A 17,494-nucleotide genomic window follows, 5' to 3' on the forward strand; every position below is an offset into this window, starting at 1 on the left:
GAGTCACCTGACTCAGCTGTCTCCAGGGCGATCACCCGTAAGGGTGGTCGCCCTGGAGCGTTCCCGCACCGGGTGCCTTGTCTTGTCGGTCACGGCAGGTATGGTGATCTTCGTTGCCCGCGAGCACACCCTGTGACAATCTCGCCGCGCGGATGGCCCTTGACGAACGGCACGTGGCGCGCAATTCTCAGGACGCGAGGGCAGACCGGTCCACGGTCTGAGGCATGGATCGAGCGCAAAGCGGGAAGCCTTGCCGCAGGCGTTGAAGAGGCATTGGAAGACAACGAGGGGGAGACCCCTCCCGGAGGGAGAGGTTGGCGCTGCCAGTCTCCGGAAATCCGCTCTGGACATCAGTGTGCCAAATGGCTACACTGACCCTTTGCGCTGCCTGTTAGCTGCCCCCTGCCCGTCACCAGGGGCATGCCCGCACGTGAGCACTCTGAATGAAACACCCTGACCAGGGATTTCCCTCCGTGTGCTCCGTATGGGACCGGTATGCGCGTAGTGAGTCCGAGCCCTCGGAAGGACCCCCTCTTGGCCGCCTCGCGCAACGCCTCGACTGCCAATACGAATCACGGCGACAGCACTGCCCCGCTGCGCATCTCTTTTGCGAAGATCAAGGAGCCCCTCGGGGTTCCGAACCTCCTCGCGCTGCAGACCGAAAGCTTCGACTGGCTGCTCGGCAATGCCGCCTGGAAGGCTCGCGTCGAGGCCGCGCTGGAGAGTGGGCAGGACGTCCCCACCAAGTCCGGTCTGGAGGAGATCTTCGAGGAGATCTCTCCGATCGAAGACTTCTCTGGGTCGATGTCGCTGACGTTCCGTGACCACCGCTTCGAGCCGCCCAAGAACTCCATCGACGAGTGCAAGGAGCGCGACTTCACGTACGCGGCTCCGCTCTTCGTCACTGCCGAGTTCACCAACAACGAGACCGGCGAGATCAAGTCTCAGACGGTCTTCATGGGCGATTTCCCGCTCATGACCAACAAGGGCACCTTCTGCATCAACGGCACCGAGCGTGTCGTTGTCTCGCAGCTGGTCCGCTCGCCGGGCGTCTACTTCGACAGCCAGATCGACAAGACCTCCGACAAGGACATCTTCACCGCCAAGATCATCCCGTCCCGGGGTGCCTGGCTGGAGATGGAGGTCGACAAGCGCGACATGGTCGGTGTCCGCATCGACCGCAAGCGCAAGCAGTCCGTCACCGTCCTGCTCAAGGCGCTCGGGTGGACCACCGAGCAGATCCTTGAGGAGTTCGGCGAGTACGAGTCGATGCGCGCCACCCTGGAGAAGGACCACACCCAGGGCCAGGACGACGCGCTGCTCGACATCTACCGCAAGCTGCGCCCGGGCGAGCCGCCGACGCGTGAGGCCGCGCAGACGCTGCTGGAGAACCTGTACTTCAACCCGAAGCGCTACGACCTCGCCAAGGTCGGCCGCTACAAGGTCAACAAGAAGCTCGGGGCCGACCAGCCGCTCGACGCCGGTGTGCTCACCAGCGACGACGTCATCGCGACGATCAAGTACCTGGTCAAGCTCCACGCGGGCGAGACCGAGACGGTCGGCGAGAACGGCACGTCGATCGTCGTCGAGACCGACGACATCGACCACTTCGGCAACCGTCGTCTGCGCAACGTCGGCGAGCTCATCCAGAACCAGGTCCGTACGGGCCTGGCGCGGATGGAGCGCGTCGTCCGTGAGCGGATGACGACCCAGGACGTCGAGGCGATCACGCCGCAGACCCTGATCAACATCCGGCCGGTCGTCGCCTCCATCAAGGAGTTCTTCGGCACCAGCCAGCTGTCCCAGTTCATGGACCAGACGAACCCGCTGTCGGGTCTGACCCACAAGCGCCGCCTGTCTGCGCTCGGCCCGGGTGGTCTGAGCCGTGAGCGGGCGGGCTTCGAGGTCCGTGACGTTCACCCGTCGCACTACGGGCGCATGTGCCCGATCGAGACGCCGGAAGGACCGAACATCGGTCTGATCGGCTCGCTCGCCTCGTACGGCCGGGTCAACGCCTTCGGTTTCGTCGAGACCCCGTACCGCAAGGTCACGGGCGGCGTCGTCACCGACCAGGTGGACTTCCTCACGGCCGACGAGGAAGACCGCTTCGTCATCGCCCAGGCGAACGCCCCGCTGGCGGATGACAACACCTATGCCGAGGAGCGCGTCCTCGTCCGCCGTCGTGGCGGCGAGGTCGACTACATCCCCGGCACCGAGGTCGACTACATGGACGTCTCGCCGCGCCAGATGGTGTCGGTCGCGACGGCGATGATCCCCTTCCTTGAGCACGACGACGCCAACCGCGCGCTCATGGGATCGAACATGATGCGCCAGGCCGTGCCGCTCATCAAGGCGGAGGCGCCGCTGGTCGGCACCGGCATGGAGTACCGCTGCGCGGTCGACGCCGGTGACGTCATCAAGGCCGAGAAGGACGGTGTCGTCCAGGAGGTCTCCGCCGACTACGTCACGGTGGCCAACGACGACGGCACGTACAACACGTACCGCGTAGCCAAGTTCTCCCGCTCCAACCAGGGCACCTCCTTCAACCAGAAGGTCGTCGTGGACGAGGGCGCCCGCGTGGTCACCGGCCAGGTGCTCGCCGACGGTCCCTCCACCGACGAGGGGGAGATGGCGCTCGGCAAGAACCTCCTCGTGGCGTTCATGCCGTGGGAGGGCCACAACTACGAAGACGCGATCATCCTCAGCCAGCGTCTGGTGCAGGACGACGTCCTCTCCTCGATTCACATCGAGGAGCACGAGGTCGACGCCCGTGACACCAAGCTGGGCCCGGAGGAGATCACCCGGGACATCCCGAACGTCTCCGAGGAGGTCCTCGCCGACCTCGACGAGCGCGGCATCATCCGGATCGGTGCCGAGGTCGTCGCCGGTGACATCCTCGTCGGCAAGGTCACGCCCAAGGGTGAGACCGAGCTGACCCCGGAGGAGCGCCTGCTGCGGGCGATCTTCGGTGAGAAGGCCCGTGAGGTCCGCGACACCTCGCTGAAGGTCCCGCACGGCGAGATCGGCAAGGTCATCGGCGTCCGCGTCTTCGACCGCGAGGAGGGCGACGAGCTGCCGCCCGGCGTGAATCAGCTGGTCCGCGTCTACGTCGCCCAGAAGCGCAAGATCACCGACGGCGACAAGCTCGCCGGACGCCACGGCAACAAGGGCGTCATCTCGAAGATCCTGCCGGTCGAGGACATGCCGTTCATGGAGGACGGCACCCCGGTCGACATCATCCTCAACCCGCTGGGTGTCCCGTCCCGAATGAACCCGGGGCAGGTCCTGGAGATCCACCTCGGCTGGCTGGCCTCCCAGGGCTGGAAGGTCGACGGTGACGCGGACTGGATGAAGCGGCTCCAGGCGATCGGCGCCGACGAGGTTCTCGCCGGCACCAACGTCGCGACCCCGGTCTTCGACGGTGCCCGCGAGGACGAGATCGCCGGTCTCTTCAACGCCGCCACCCCCAACCGCGACGGCGAGCGCATGGTGCAGCCGTCCGGCAAGGCCCGGATGTTCGACGGCCGCTCCGGCGAGCCGTTCCCGGACCCGATCTCGGTCGGGTACATGTACATCCTCAAGCTGCACCACCTGGTGGACGACAAGCTGCACGCGCGTTCCACCGGCCCGTACTCGATGATCACCCAGCAGCCGCTGGGTGGTAAGGCTCAGTTCGGTGGCCAGCGCTTCGGTGAGATGGAGGTGTGGGCGCTTGAGGCTTATGGCGCCGCGTACGCCCTCCAGGAGCTGCTGACCATCAAGTCTGACGACGTGACCGGTCGCGTGAAGGTCTACGAGGCGATCGTCAAGGGCGAGAACATCCCTGAGCCCGGCATCCCTGAGTCCTTCAAGGTGCTCATCAAGGAGATGCAGTCCCTGTGCCTCAACGTGGAGGTGCTGTCCTCGGACGGCATGTCCATCGAGATGCGTGACACTGACGAAGATGTCTTCCGCGCGGCGGAGGAGCTCGGTATCGACCTGTCCCGGCGGGAGCCGAGCAGCGTCGAAGAGGTCTGACGGGTTGGCCGGGGGAGCCGTAACGGCTCCCCCGGCTCTCCCCGGACCCAGTCAGACCATGATTGAGACACGACCCTGAAAGAGGGATTGACGACAAGTGCTCGACGTCAACTTCTTCGACGAGCTGCGGATCGGCCTGGCCACCGCGGACGACATTCGACAGTGGTCTCACGGCGAGGTCAAGAAGCCGGAGACCATCAACTACCGCACGCTCAAGCCGGAAAAGGACGGGCTCTTCTGCGAGAAGATCTTCGGTCCGACCCGGGACTGGGAGTGCTACTGCGGCAAGTACAAGCGCGTCCGGTTCAAGGGCATCATCTGTGAGCGCTGCGGCGTCGAGGTCACTCGCGCCAAGGTGCGCCGTGAGCGTATGGGCCACATCGAGCTGGCCGCCCCCGTCACGCACATCTGGTACTTCAAGGGCGTCCCGTCGCGCCTCGGCTACCTGCTCGACCTCGCGCCGAAGGACCTTGAGAAGGTCATCTACTTCGCCGCGTACATGATCACGTGGGTGGACGAAGAGCGCCGCACGCGCGATCTGCCGTCGCTGGAGGCGCACGTCTCCGTCGAGCGCCAGCAGGTCGAGCAGCGCCGTGACGCCGACCTTGAGGCCCGCGCCAAGAAGCTTGAGACCGACCTGGCCGAGCTTGAGGCCGAGGGTGCCAAGGCCGACGTGCGCCGCAAGGTGCGCGAAGGCGCCGAGCGGGAGATGAAGCAGCTGCGCGACCGCGCTCAGCGCGAGATCGACCGCCTCGACGAGGTGTGGAGCCGCTTCAAGAACCTCAAGGTCCAGGACCTTGAGGGCGACGAGCTGCTCTACCGCGAGCTGCGTGACCGCTTCGGCACGTACTTCATGGGTGGCATGGGCGCCGCCGCGCTGCAGAAGCGCCTTGAGTCCTTCGACCTCGACGAAGAGGCCGAGCGGCTGCGCGAGATCATCCGGACCGGCAAGGGCCAGAAGAAGACCCGTGCGCTCAAGCGCCTCAAGGTCGTCTCCGCGTTCCTGCAGACCCGCAACAGCCCCAACGGCATGGTGCTGGACTGCGTCCCGGTCATCCCGCCGGACCTGCGTCCGATGGTGCAGCTGGACGGTGGCCGCTTCGCGACCTCCGACCTGAACGACCTGTACCGCCGCGTGATCAACCGGAACAACCGCCTCAAGCGTCTCCTTGACCTCGGTGCCCCCGAGATCATCGTGAACAACGAGAAGCGGATGCTCCAGGAGGCCGTCGACGCGCTGTTCGACAACGGCCGCCGCGGCCGTCCGGTCACCGGCCCGGGCAACCGCCCGCTGAAGTCCCTGAGCGACATGCTCAAGGGCAAGCAGGGCCGTTTCCGGCAGAACCTGCTCGGCAAGCGAGTCGACTACTCGGCCCGTTCCGTCATCGTCGTCGGCCCGCAGCTCAAGCTGCACCAGTGCGGTCTGCCGAAGGCCATGGCGCTGGAGCTCTTCAAGCCGTTCGTGATGAAGCGCCTGGTTGACCTCAACCACGCGCAGAACATCAAGTCGGCGAAGCGCATGGTCGAGCGCGGCCGTACGGTCGTGTACGACGTGCTCGAAGAGGTCATCGCCGAGCACCCGGTGCTGCTGAACCGTGCGCCGACCCTGCACCGCCTGGGCATCCAGGCCTTCGAGCCGCAGCTGGTCGAAGGCAAGGCCATTCAGATCCACCCGCTCGTCTGCACCGCGTTCAACGCGGACTTCGACGGTGACCAGATGGCCGTGCACCTTCCGCTGTCCGCGGAGGCGCAGGCCGAGGCCCGCATCCTGATGCTGTCCTCGAACAACATCCTCAAGCCGGCCGACGGCCGTCCGGTGACCATGCCGACCCAGGACATGGTACTGGGTCTGTTCTTCCTCACCACGGACGAGGCGGAGCGCAAGGTCATCGGCGAGGGCCGGTCCTTCGGCTCGACCGCCGAAGCGATCATGGCGTTCGACAACCGGGAGCTGTCGCTCCAGGCGAAGGTCGACATCCGCTTCCCGGTCGGCACCATCCCGCCGCGCGGCTGGACTCCTCCGGAGCCGGTCGAGGGCGACAGCGACACCAGCGGCTCCGCCGCGCGGCCGTACCAGCCTGGTGACTCCTTCCGGCTGACCACCTCGCTGGGCCGCGCGCTCTTCAACGAGCTGCTGCCCGAGGACTACCCGTTCGTCGACTACTCGGTGAGCAAGAAGCAGCTCTCCGAGATCGTCAACGACCTGGCCGAGCGCTACCCCAAGGTCATCGTGGCGGCGACGCTCGACAACCTGAAGGCGGCGGGCTTCCACTGGGCGACCCGTTCCGGCGTGACCGTCGCGTTCTCCGACATTCTCGGCCCGCCCGAGAAGCCGGCGATCCTCGACGAGTACGAGAACAAGGCGCTGCACGTCCAGAAGCAGTTCGAGCGCGGTCTCATCACGCGTGACGAGCGCCACCAGGAACTGGTGGTCATCTGGAACAAGGCGACCAACGAGGTCTCCGAGGCCATGCAGCGGAACTTCCCGCGCACCAACCCGATCTTCATCATGATCGAGTCCGGCGCGCGAGGAAACATGATGCAGATGCGTCAGATCGCCGGTATGCGTGGTCTGGTGTCCAACGCGAAGAACGAAACCATCTCGCGGCCGATCAAGGCGTCCTACCGTGATGGTCTCTCCGTGCTGGAGTACTTCATCGCCACCCACGGTGCCCGTAAGGGCCTCGCGGACACCGCCCTGCGTACCGCCGACTCGGGTTACCTGACCCGTCGTCTGGTGGACGTCTCGCAGGACGTGATCATCCGCGAGGAGGACTGCGGCACCGAGCGCGGCCTGAAGCTCGCCATCGCGACCAAGGGCGCGGACGGTGTGCTGCGCAAGACGGACGACGTCGAGACCAGCGTGTACGCGCGGATGCTCGCCGAGGACGTCGTCGTGGACGGCAAGGTCATCGCGCCGGCCAACGTCGACCTGGGCGATGTCCTCATCGACCAGCTCGTCAAGCACGGCGTGCAGACGGTCAAGACCCGCTCGGTCCTCACCTGCGAGTCCGCCGTCGGCACCTGCGCCTTCTGCTACGGCCGCTCGCTGGCGACCGGCAAGCTCGTGGACATCGGCGAGGCCGTGGGCATCATCGCGGCCCAGTCCATCGGTGAGCCCGGCACCCAGCTGACGATGCGTACCTTCCACACCGGTGGTGTGGCCGGTGACGACATCACACAGGGTCTGCCGCGTGTCGTCGAGCTCTTCGAGGCTCGTACGCCGAAGGGTGTCGCGCCGATCTCCGAGGCCGCGGGCCGTGTCCGCATCGAGGAGACCGAGAAGACCAAGAAGCTCGTCGTCACTCCGGACGACGGCTCCGAGGAGACCGCGTTCGGTGTCTCCAAGCGAGCCCGTCTGCTGGTGGGCGAGGGCGACCACGTCGAGGTCGGCCAGCCCCTGACGCTGGGTGCCATCAACCCGCACGACGTGCTGCGTATTCTCGGCCAGCGCGCCGTGCAGGTGCACCTGGTCGGCGAGGTCCAGAAGGTCTACAACTCGCAGGGTGTGTCGATCCACGACAAGCACATCGAGATCATCATCCGGCAGATGCTGCGCCGAGTGACGATCATCGAGTCCGGCGACGCGGAGCTGCTGCCGGGCGAGCTCGTGGAGCGCACGCGCTTCGAGGGTGAGAACCGTCGTGTGGTCCAGGAAGCGGGACAGCCGGCCTCCGGCCGTCCGCAGCTGATGGGTATCACCAAGGCCTCGCTGGCGACCGAGTCGTGGCTGTCGGCGGCGTCCTTCCAGGAGACGACCCGGGTGCTCACCGACGCGGCGATCAACGCCAAGTCGGACTCCCTGATCGGCCTCAAGGAGAACGTCATCATCGGCAAGCTCATCCCGGCCGGTACGGGCCTGTCCCGCTACCGCAACATCCGGGTGGAGCCGACCGAGGAAGCCAAGGCCGCGATGTACTCGGCCGTCGGCTACGACGACATCGACTACTCGCCCTTCGGGACGGGATCGGGTCAGGCCGTGCCGCTGGAGGACTACGACTACGGTCCGTACAACCAGTAGCCACCAGCCCGGCCGGGCCCAATCCGGCCGGGTGACAGGCGAAACCGCAGGGCGGTCATCCCGGTGTGGGATGACCGCCCTGCGGTTTGTCGTGGATGATGGGGGGAGCTGTCCAGCTGGGGGAGGTTTCTGAGGTGGCGTTCCAACCGTGGCAAGGCGGACAACCGGCTCAGCCGGTCAACCAGACACCGATGATGCGGGCTTCGCACGCCGAGCGGGAGCGCGCGGTCGATGTGCTGAAGGCCGGCTTCGCCGAGGGGCGGCTGTCCCAGCCGGAGTACGAGGAGCGGATCGGCCGGGCCTACCAGGCACAGACCTACGGTGAGCTCCAGGTCATCGTCGCGGACCTGCCCCAAGGCCCGGTTCCCCAGGCGCAGTTCGCCCCGCGCCCGATGATGGTGCCGCAGACGTTCCTGCCCGCCCCGCCGCGTACCAACGGAAGCGCGACAGGCGCGATGGTCTGCGGCATCCTGGGCACCATGGTCGGCGTCACCTCGATTCCCGCGGTGATTCTGGGCCACAAGGCGCGGGCGGAGATCCGCCGGACGGGTGAGCAGGGGGACGGTCTGGCGGTCGCCGGTCTGGTCCTCGGATACCTGGTGATGGGCTTTATCGGCCTGATGGTGCTGCTGATCGTGGCGGCGAGCGGCTGACGCCGGGCGTGATCATCGGCTGAGACGCGCTTCCGCATGGCGGCCGGGCACACTACGGTGGCGAAAGCGTCGAGGCCGCCCGGCGTGTCCTACGCGTGTGCATTTGTTTTGACCGGAGCCGATGCGGTAGGTACGCTCTGACCTTGTGCCTGGCGTGTCCCCGGGCTCCCATGCGCGCATTCTCCCCATCTGGCCTCGCCGGGTGGGAGGCATCCTGGCCGAAGGCCGGGAGCGCCCGCTGCACGGGTGACCGAGGTGTTTACACCAAACTCCGCACTTCCGCGCTCGTCGCCGAGGTCTGGGGTGCGCGACACACCCGACCGCGTGGGTCGGGGAAAACGCCAGGTTAGCTTCACTACACGGCACACAGAAACCGGAGAAACGGTGCCTACGATCCAGCAGCTGGTCCGAAAGGGCCGGCAGGACAAGGTCGAGAAGAACAAGACGCCCGCTCTTGAGGGTTCCCCTCAGCGTCGTGGCGTCTGCACGCGTGTTTTCACGACCACCCCGAAGAAGCCGAACTCGGCCCTGCGTAAGGTCGCGCGTGTGCGTCTGACCAGCGGCATCGAGGTCACCGCTTACATTCCGGGTGAGGGCCACAACCTGCAGGAGCACTCGATCGTGCTCGTGCGTGGCGGTCGTGTGAAGGACCTGCCGGGCGTTCGCTACAAGATCATCCGTGGCTCGCTCGACACCCAGGGCGTCAAGAACCGCAAGCAGGCTCGCAGCCGCTACGGCGCCAAGAAGGAGAAGTAAGAATGCCTCGTAAGGGCCCCGCCCCGAAGCGCCCGGTCATCATTGACCCGGTCTACAGCTCTCCTCTTGTCACCAGCCTCATCAACAAGGTGCTGCTGAACGGAAAGCGCTCCACTGCCGAGCGCATCGTTTACGGCGCCATGGAGGGCCTGCGCGAGAAGACCGGCAACGACCCGGTCATCACGCTCAAGCGCGCGCTGGAGAACATCAAGCCGACCCTTGAGGTCAAGTCCCGCCGTGTCGGTGGCGCGACCTACCAGGTGCCGGTCGAGGTCAAGCCCGGCCGCGCCGCCACCCTCGCGCTGCGCTGGCTCGTGGGCTACTCGCGCGCCCGTCGCGAGAAGACCATGACCGAGCGCCTGATGAACGAGCTCCTGGACGCCAGCAACGGTCTGGGCGCCGCGGTCAAGCGTCGCGAGGACACCCACAAGATGGCCGAGTCCAACAAGGCCTTCGCGCACTACCGCTGGTAGTCGCTACCCACATCGAGACCGAGAGAAGACTGAGCCAAATGGCCACCACTTCACTTGACCTGGCCAGGGTCCGCAACATCGGGATCATGGCCCACATCGACGCGGGCAAGACGACGACCACCGAGCGGATTCTGTTCTACACCGGTGTGAGCTACAAGATCGGTGAGGTCCACGACGGCGCTGCCACGATGGACTGGATGGAGCAGGAGCAGGAGCGCGGCATCACGATCACGTCGGCCGCGACGACCTGTCACTGGCCGGTGAACAACGTCGACCACACCATCAACATCATTGACACCCCGGGCCACGTGGACTTCACCGTCGAGGTGGAGCGTTCGCTGCGCGTGCTCGACGGTGCTGTGACAGTGTTCGACGGTGTCGCCGGTGTGGAGCCGCAGTCCGAGACGGTGTGGCGTCAGGCTGACCGCTACAACGTTCCGCGCATCTGCTTCGTGAACAAGCTGGACCGCGTCGGTGCGGAGTTCCACCGCTGCGTCGACATGATCACGGACCGCCTGGGGGCGACCCCGCTCGTCATGCAGCTGCCGATCGGCGCTGAGGCGGACTTCAAGGGCGTCATCGACCTCGTCCACATGAAGGCGCTGGTGTGGTCCGTCGAGGCTGCCAAGGGTGAGATGTACGACACCCTCGACATCCCGGACACCCACGCCGACGCCGCGGCCGAGTGGCGCGACAAGCTCCTTGAGACCGCCGCTGAGGGCGACGAAGAGCTGATGGAGCTGTACCTGGAGGGCCAGGAGCCCACCGTGGAGCAGCTGCAGGCCGGCATCCGCCGCGCCACCATCGCCGGCAACCTCACGCCCGTGTTCTGTGGCACCGCGTTCAAGAACAAGGGCGTCCAGCCCCTGCTCGACGCCGTGGTCGCCTACCTCCCGTCCCCCGTGGACGTCGAGGGCGTCACCGGCCACAAGGTCGATGACGAGGACACCGAGGTCTTCCGCAAGGCGTCCGAGGACGAGCCGTTCTCCGCGCTCGCCTTCAAGATCGCGAGCGACCCGCACCTCGGCAAGCTCACCTTCGTCCGGATCTACTCCGGTCGCCTGGAGGCCGGCACTCAGGTGCTGAACTCCGTGAAGGGCAAGAAGGAGCGCATCGGCAAGATCTACCGGATGCACGCGAACAAGCGTGAAGAGATCGACGGCGTGGGCGCCGGCGACATCGTCGCCGTCATGGGTCTGAAGCAGACCACCACCGGTGAGACTCTTTGCGACTCGTCGAACCCGGTCATCCTTGAGTCCATGAACTTCCCCGCTCCGGTGATCCAGGTCGCCATCGAGCCGAAGTCCAAGGGCGACCAGGAGAAGCTGGGTGTCGCCATCCAGCGCCTCGCCGAGGAGGACCCGTCTTTCCAGGTCCACACCGACGAGGAGACCGGCCAGACGATCATCGCGGGTATGGGCGAGCTGCACCTCGACGTGCTGGTCGACCGTATGAAGCGTGAGTTCCGCGTCGAAGCCAACGTCGGCAAGCCGCAGGTCGCGTACCGCGAGACGCTCCGTAAGGCCGTCGAGCGGATCGACTACACGCACAAGAAGCAGACTGGTGGTTCCGGCCAGTTCGCCAAGGTGCAGATGGCGATCACGCCGCTCGAAGGCGACGGATACGAGTTCGAGAACAAGGTCACCGGTGGCCGTATCCCGCGGGAGTACATCCCGTCCGTGGACGCGGGCTGCCAGGAGGCCATGGAGTTCGGCGTGCTGGCCGGCTACCCGCTGACCGGCGTGAAGGTGACGCTGCTCGACGGCGCCTACCACGACGTCGACTCCTCCGAGCTCGCGTTCAAGATCGCCGGCTCCATGGCGTTCAAGGAAGGTGCCCGCAAGGCGTCGCCGGCTCTGCTTGAGCCGATGATGTCCGTTGAGGTCATCACCCCCGAGGACTACATGGGCGATGTGATCGGTGACATCAACTCCCGCCGTGGACAGATCCAGTCCATGGAGGACCGCAGTGGTGCCAAGGTCGTCACCGGCCTGGTCCCGCTGTCGGAGATGTTCGGTTACGTCGGTGACCTGCGGAGCAAGACCTCCGGTCGCGCGAGCTACTCCATGCAGTTCGACTCCTACGCCGAGGTTCCCCGGAACGTCGCTGAGGAGATCATCGCGAAGGTCAAGGGCGAGTAACAGCTGCCCGTCCCCGCGTCAGCGGGGATGAGCTCAGCGCGTTGCTCAGCCTTTAGGCTGGAGCAAAGGCATCGGGGCATTCCGCCACAGATCGCTACGGCGTTTCTGTGGCGGGGCCCCGGGCGCCGGCCCCCAAGCGAACTAGGCCAAGGGCATCCCCTCGGGGTCCTGGTCAGTTCGACAAGACCACCTGAACCCATCCGCAAGGTGTGGATGGAGTACAGCACCAGTCCACAGGAGGACCCCAGTGGCGAAGGCGAAGTTCGAGCGGACTAAGCCGCACGTCAACATCGGCACCATTGGTCACATTGACCACGGTAAGACGACGCTCACCGCGGCGATTACCAAGGTGCTGCATGACGCGTACCCGACCCTGAACGAGGCCTCGGCCTTCGATCAGATCGACAAGGCTCCGGAAGAGCGCCAGCGCGGTATCACCATCTCCATCGCGCATGTCGAGTACCAGACCGAGTCGCGTCACTACGCCCACGTTGACTGCCCGGGTCACGCGGACTACATCAAGAACATGATCACCGGTGCCGCCCAGATGGACGGCGCGATCCTCGTGGTCGCCGCGACCGACGGTCCGATGCCGCAGACCAAGGAGCACGTGCTCCTCGCTCGCCAGGTTGGCGTGCCGTACATCGTTGTCGCCCTGAACAAGGCCGACATGGTGGACGACGAGGAGATCATGGAGCTCGTCGAGCTTGAGGTCCGCGAGCTCCTCTCCGAGTACGAGTTCCCGGGCGACGACCTTCCGGTCGTCAAGGTCTCGGCGCTCAAGGCTCTTGAGGGCGACGAGGAGTGGGGCAAGACCGTCCTCGACCTGATGAAGGCCGTTGACGAGTCCATCCCGCAGCCCGAGCGTGACGTCGACAAGCCGTTCCTGATGCCGATCGAGGACGTCTTCACGATCACCGGTCGTGGCACCGTCGTCACCGGTCGTATCGAGCGTGGCATCCTCAAGGTCAACGAGACCGTCGACATCATCGGCATCAAGACCGAGAAGACCACCACCACGGTCACCGGCATCGAGATGTTCCGCAAGCTGCTCGACGAGGGCCAGGCCGGTGAGAACGTCGGTCTGCTCCTCCGTGGCATCAAGCGCGAGGATGTCGAGCGCGGCCAGGTCATCATCAAGCCCGGTTCGGTCACGCCGCACACCGAGTTCGAGGCCCAGGCCTACATCCTGTCGAAGGACGAGGGTGGCCGTCACACCCCGTTCTTCAACAACTACCGCCCCCAGTTCTACTTCCGTACCACGGACGTGACCGGTGTCGTGACCCTCCCCGAGGGCACCGAGATGGTCATGCCGGGCGACAACACCGAGATGTCTGTCTCGCTGATCCAGCCCGTCGCCATGGAAGAGGGCCTGAAGTTCGCCATCCGTGAGGGTGGCCGCACTGTGGGCGCCGGTCAGGTCACCAAGATCAACAAGTGATCTGACTCCCTCCGCGCCCTCCGGGGTGCGGAGGGGCCTCTCAGCAAGAAGCCTGGGCCCCGCTCGCCGGAAACGGTGAGCGGGGCCCAGGCGTTTTCTGTGCGGTGGCTTATCCCCGCGCGGCGGGCTTCTCCCTGTGCGGGGGCGTGCGGCGAGTCCCGTGCGTGTGTGAGCGCCTACGGCGGCGGGCCGATGCCCCGGGGGACGGTCGGCGGGCCCGCCGACCTCAGACGGCGTTCTCAGGCGCGGCCGACCGGGCGCGGCTGCCAGATCCACGGTGTGGCGCCCGGGGACATGCCGACCACCCGGGCCTGGCCGCCCACGCCCCCGCCGCGGTCCTCGCTGGGCGGTACGAGAGCGGGCGTGCCCACCGGGGTCAGCCGGGGGGCGCGCAGCGGGCGGGCGCGGCGACCGGTGCCGTACTGGAACTGGACCTCACCGTCGATGCCGCGCCCGAGCAGCAGCAGCGTCCCCGGCGCGTCGCCGGTGCCGTCCTGCCCGTTGTCCTTGGGATCGGTGCCGGTGGCGGCGGTCGTGTAGTGGGTCGCGATCGGCCCGTAGCCGTCGAAGTCGCGCAGGACCGTCGCGGGCCGGCCGCCGTCGAGGGCGTACGTGACGGGCTCGGCGGCGGCGGGGGTGCGGTAGGTGAGCGTGAGGGTGCCGTCAGGGCTGAGGGCGGCGGCGGGCTGCTCGCCGGGGAGCGGGAGGCCGGTGGGGGCCTGCGGCCGGACCGGGCCGCCCGCGCGGTCCTGCGCCCAGTGCCGCACGGAGCCGCGGCCCGCGGCGAAGACGTGGACCCGCGAGTCGGTGTCGAGCACGACGGTCAGGCCGTCCTGGATCTCGTCGTCCGCCGCCTGCCGGGCCGCCGCGCCGATGCCGGCGCCGACCCGCTGCCAGCTGCCCCAGCGGCCGCGGGCGTCGCGTACGCGGGTGGCGATCCCCTTGTCGGCCGTGCGCGCGAAGAGGTGGACGCGGCCGTCGGGGGTGGCGATGGCCGCCGGGCAGCCGACGCGGCGGCCGCGCTCGGTGTCCCGCTCCGGGTTGCCGAGGCCGGTCCAGGGCTTGAACGGGCCTCCCGGGCGGCGCTCTTCGAGGACGACGAGCTCGCGGACGTTCGCCCCGCCCTGGCCCTCAAGCCCGGCGAAACGCAGCGCGAACAGCAGCTGGCGGCCCTCGCTGTCCCGTATGGCGCACAGCGTGGGGGCCAGCGGCCCGCCGCCGAGGTTGTGGGGGGTGCCCCAGCGGCCGCTGCCCGCTGCCGTCTCCCGCCACCGCACGGCCTGGGTGCCGAGCACGCCGTACGCGACGAGGCGGCCGCCGGACTCGGTGGCCGGGGCGGGCAGCGCGCCGGGGTAGCGGTAGTGGGTGCTGCGAATCCAGCCCTTGCGGTTGCGCAGCGGGCGGGTGCCGCCCTGGCTGTAGTCGCCGCATCCGGCGGCGTCGCCGCAGTCCCAGTCGGGGCTGCCGCCGTAGGCCGCCACGTAGAGGGCCTTCTGCCGTACGACGGCGGCGGGGAGGTTGTGCGGCCAGCGCTGGTTGTAGTAGCCGCGGAAGGCGATGGTGGTGAAGCGCGGGGCGCGGCCGTCGCGCTGGGAGGCGTCGGCCACCCACTGGGACATGGCCTTCCAGGTGAACAGCGCGACCGGGGTGTGGTCGCGGTGGTCGGAGCAGCCGGGCTGGTCGTTGTCGCGCGGGTGCGCGAGGTCGTGCTCCTGGAAGTCGGGGTCGGGGTCCAGGGTGTGGATCAGGGTGGGGCGGTAGCGGTCCATGAGGTCCGCGAGGACGTCCACCAGCGTCTCGTGGTGGTAGGTGCTGCTGCCGCGCAGCGGTGAGCCGGTGGGGGTGAGGGTTTCCATGCTGGTGCCGGGGGTGTCCCACAGCCGGGGTGTCCTGGTGCCGTCGCCGGAGAGCGTCGCGATGTTGAGGAAGACCAGCCGGACCGACGTACGCCCGTGGGTCAGCAGGTTGGTCTCGGCGGTGACCCGGCCCGGCAGGTCCAGCACGGTCCGCTGCCAGCGGGTGAACCGGTGCATGCCGAGCATCTCCGCGTACGCCTGCCGCAGGCCCTGCTGCCGGGCGGCGGCGTAGCCGGGCTTGTCCGGCTCGGGGCGGGGGCGGCCCGGAGCGCGGTTGACGCCCTTCGCCTCACCGGCGGTCACGTAGACGGACACCACCGGCGTCCCGGCGGCGAGCACGTGCCGCGCGTCGGGGTTCATGAAGTACAGGTCGTCGTCGGGGTGGGCGACGACCTGGAGCAGCAGCGCGTCCTTGTCCCCGGTGGCGGAGGCGAACGGCTCGGCGGCGTGCGGATCGACGGACCGTACGGGCGCGGCCGGGACGGAGGGCGAGGCGGTCGAGGCAGGCGTGGTGCGCCCGTACACGACGCTGGCGGCGGTCAGCGCGGCCAGCGCGGCCACGGTCTGCCGTCGGCTCGGCAGCGGCCGCGCGGTGGAGCTGTTCACGTGAAGTGCCTCGCGATGTCATTCCGGGGCAGCACTCTCGACCCCGGGCTGCACTCGCGTTATGGCAGACGACGGGCTCTCCGCGTTGGTTGCCCGATGTGACGTGGACGACGGTCACAAAGTGATCACTGGCAGTTCACGGCCGGCCGCCGAGCCGCCGCCGGCCGGGCATCGGCCGCGGGACGGGCGCCGGGACCGGCCGCGGGACCGGCGGCATCGCGGGCGCTCCCGGGGCCGCTTCCGGGCCGCGCCCGGGAGGCGTCACGGAGTGGCGGAGCGGCGGACGCGCAGGACGTCGTGGGTGTGGTCCAGCGCGTACGACCCGTCCGGCCGGGCGAAGTTGCTCCGCACGTACGCCGCGAGCTCGCTCCTGGTGGGCGGGTTCTCCAGGGCCGCCAGGCCGGGGACGTTGAGTACGAACTCGGCTACGTCCAGCGCGTCGGCCGCGCTGGACGTGCGGTAGTGGTTGGGCAGGGTCTCCATGGACCAGTCGGCGACCAGGTCGGTGTCCTGCCCGTGCTGTCCGTCCAGCTCGGCGGTCAGGTCGGCCAGGCTGAAACGGGCCCCTGTGAAGTGCCGGACCATCCGCATGCAGGCGTTGCCGGGATTCTGGAGCAGGACGACCAGCTCGCCGCCGGGCGTCACCCAGCGCAGCACGCGCAGCATGGTCGGCAGCCAGGACGGCTTCGGCAGGTAGTACAGGACGTGCGAGCACAGCGCCAGATCGGGGCCGGCACCGGGTTCCGCCCGCTCGATCGGGACCGGCAGGATGTCGGCGCCGGGGCAGGCGCGCCGAAGGCTCTCGCGCAGCGCGGCACTGGGCTCGACGGTGATGACGCGGGCGAAGTACTGGCCGACATGCCGGGTGGTGTCTCCCGCCCCGGCCCCCACATCGAGGAAGACGCGCCGCCGCGGCAGCTGGGCGACGAGCCGCGACAGGTACGGGTGGAGGGTGGCCTTCTCATCCGTACCGGCCAGGAACAGCTGGAACGCCCTGCGGTAGTGGGGCCCGCCGACGTCGAGAACGCGGATCGGCTCTGAGTCCGGGGAGTACGGGGAGTCCGGGGAGTACGAGGTCACGCTGGACCAACCCTTCGCCGGGGAGAGCCACGCCCGCGCTCTCCCGTTGTGCGGTTTGCCCCGATAGCTCCCCTGTGGGGCGCGGGGTCATGCGTGGCGGGGCGGGGATGCCGGGCGCTGATCGGGCATCCGGCCCCCGCTACCGCCAGTGAGCAAGCCCCTGCTTCGGGGTGATGCCCAAAGGTCGCGCGCTGGGCGGTCGCGCGCGAGCTGAGTGGCCACTGCCGATACCACGCTGTGTGATCGGTCTCCGTGGCGGGTGGAGGCGGCCGCGTGGCGGCGTGACGGTCGTGCTGGCTCAGGGAAGCTCGGGGCCGGGTGGAAACTCCTGGTCAGGGCGGTGTCGAGCGAGCCTGGGGCAGGCCGAGGACATCGAGGGGCCACGCGGCTTCAGCCCGTACGTAGATTCACAGCCACTCGCGTGGGGTACGCTCCAAAGCTCGATTCGCG

At 67.8% G+C, this 17,494-nt stretch carries 9 protein-coding genes; 7 read left to right on the forward strand and 2 right to left on the reverse strand.

Going from position 1 to position 17,494, the window contains the following annotated elements:
- Positions 1-534 precede the first annotated feature (534 nt).
- The 7 genes from rpoB to tuf all read left to right on the forward strand — a co-directional run bounded on the left by rpoB (position 535) and on the right by tuf (position 13,502).
- Positions 535-4,017 (forward strand): DNA-directed RNA polymerase subunit beta, encoded by a 3,483-nt coding sequence (gene rpoB / locus AC5P1B_RS11705; protein ID WP_493886779.1) that lies wholly within the window; start codon positions 535-537, stop codon positions 4,015-4,017.
- Between the two features lie 97 nt (positions 4,018-4,114).
- Positions 4,115-8,038 (forward strand): DNA-directed RNA polymerase subunit beta', encoded by a 3,924-nt coding sequence (locus AC5P1B_RS11710; RefSeq protein WP_493886781.1) that lies wholly within the window; start codon positions 4,115-4,117, stop codon positions 8,036-8,038.
- A gap of 194 nt (positions 8,039-8,232) precedes the next feature.
- Positions 8,233-8,691 (forward strand): DUF1707 and DUF4190 domain-containing protein, encoded by a 459-nt coding sequence (locus AC5P1B_RS11715; protein ID WP_493887009.1) that lies wholly within the window; start codon positions 8,233-8,235, stop codon positions 8,689-8,691.
- Positions 8,692-9,075: 384 nt separating this feature from the next.
- The gene (rpsL, locus tag AC5P1B_RS11720) at positions 9,076-9,447 is read left to right on the forward strand and encodes a 30S ribosomal protein S12 (RefSeq protein ID WP_003948652.1); all 372 of its coding nucleotides are present in this window, start codon (positions 9,076-9,078) and stop codon (positions 9,445-9,447) included.
- Between the two features lie 2 nt (positions 9,448-9,449).
- Complete coding sequence (gene rpsG, locus AC5P1B_RS11725; protein WP_493886783.1) at positions 9,450-9,920, forward strand: 30S ribosomal protein S7; 471 nt, start codon at positions 9,450-9,452, stop codon at positions 9,918-9,920.
- A gap of 38 nt (positions 9,921-9,958) precedes the next feature.
- A complete protein-coding gene (fusA, locus tag AC5P1B_RS11730) occupies positions 9,959-12,061 on the forward strand; it encodes an elongation factor G (RefSeq protein ID WP_493886785.1) in 2,103 nt (700 codons plus the stop codon).
- A gap of 247 nt (positions 12,062-12,308) precedes the next feature.
- A complete protein-coding gene (gene tuf / locus AC5P1B_RS11735; RefSeq protein WP_493886787.1) occupies positions 12,309-13,502 on the forward strand; it encodes an elongation factor Tu in 1,194 nt (397 codons plus the stop codon).
- A 239-nt stretch (positions 13,503-13,741) separates the two neighbouring features.
- Here tuf and AC5P1B_RS11740 read toward each other — a convergent pair whose 3' ends face one another.
- Both AC5P1B_RS11740 and AC5P1B_RS11745 read right to left on the reverse strand, forming a co-directional pair.
- Positions 13,742-15,964, reverse strand: coding sequence for a PIG-L family deacetylase (locus AC5P1B_RS11740; RefSeq protein WP_493886789.1), 2,223 nt, complete (start codon positions 15,962-15,964; stop codon positions 13,742-13,744).
- Positions 15,965-16,225: 261 nt separating this feature from the next.
- Positions 16,226-17,044, reverse strand: coding sequence for a class I SAM-dependent methyltransferase (locus tag AC5P1B_RS11745; protein ID WP_493886791.1), 819 nt, complete (start codon positions 17,042-17,044; stop codon positions 16,226-16,228).
- Positions 17,045-17,494 lie beyond the last annotated feature (450 nt).

It is taken from the genome of Streptomyces sp. A01, assembly GCF_059026195.1.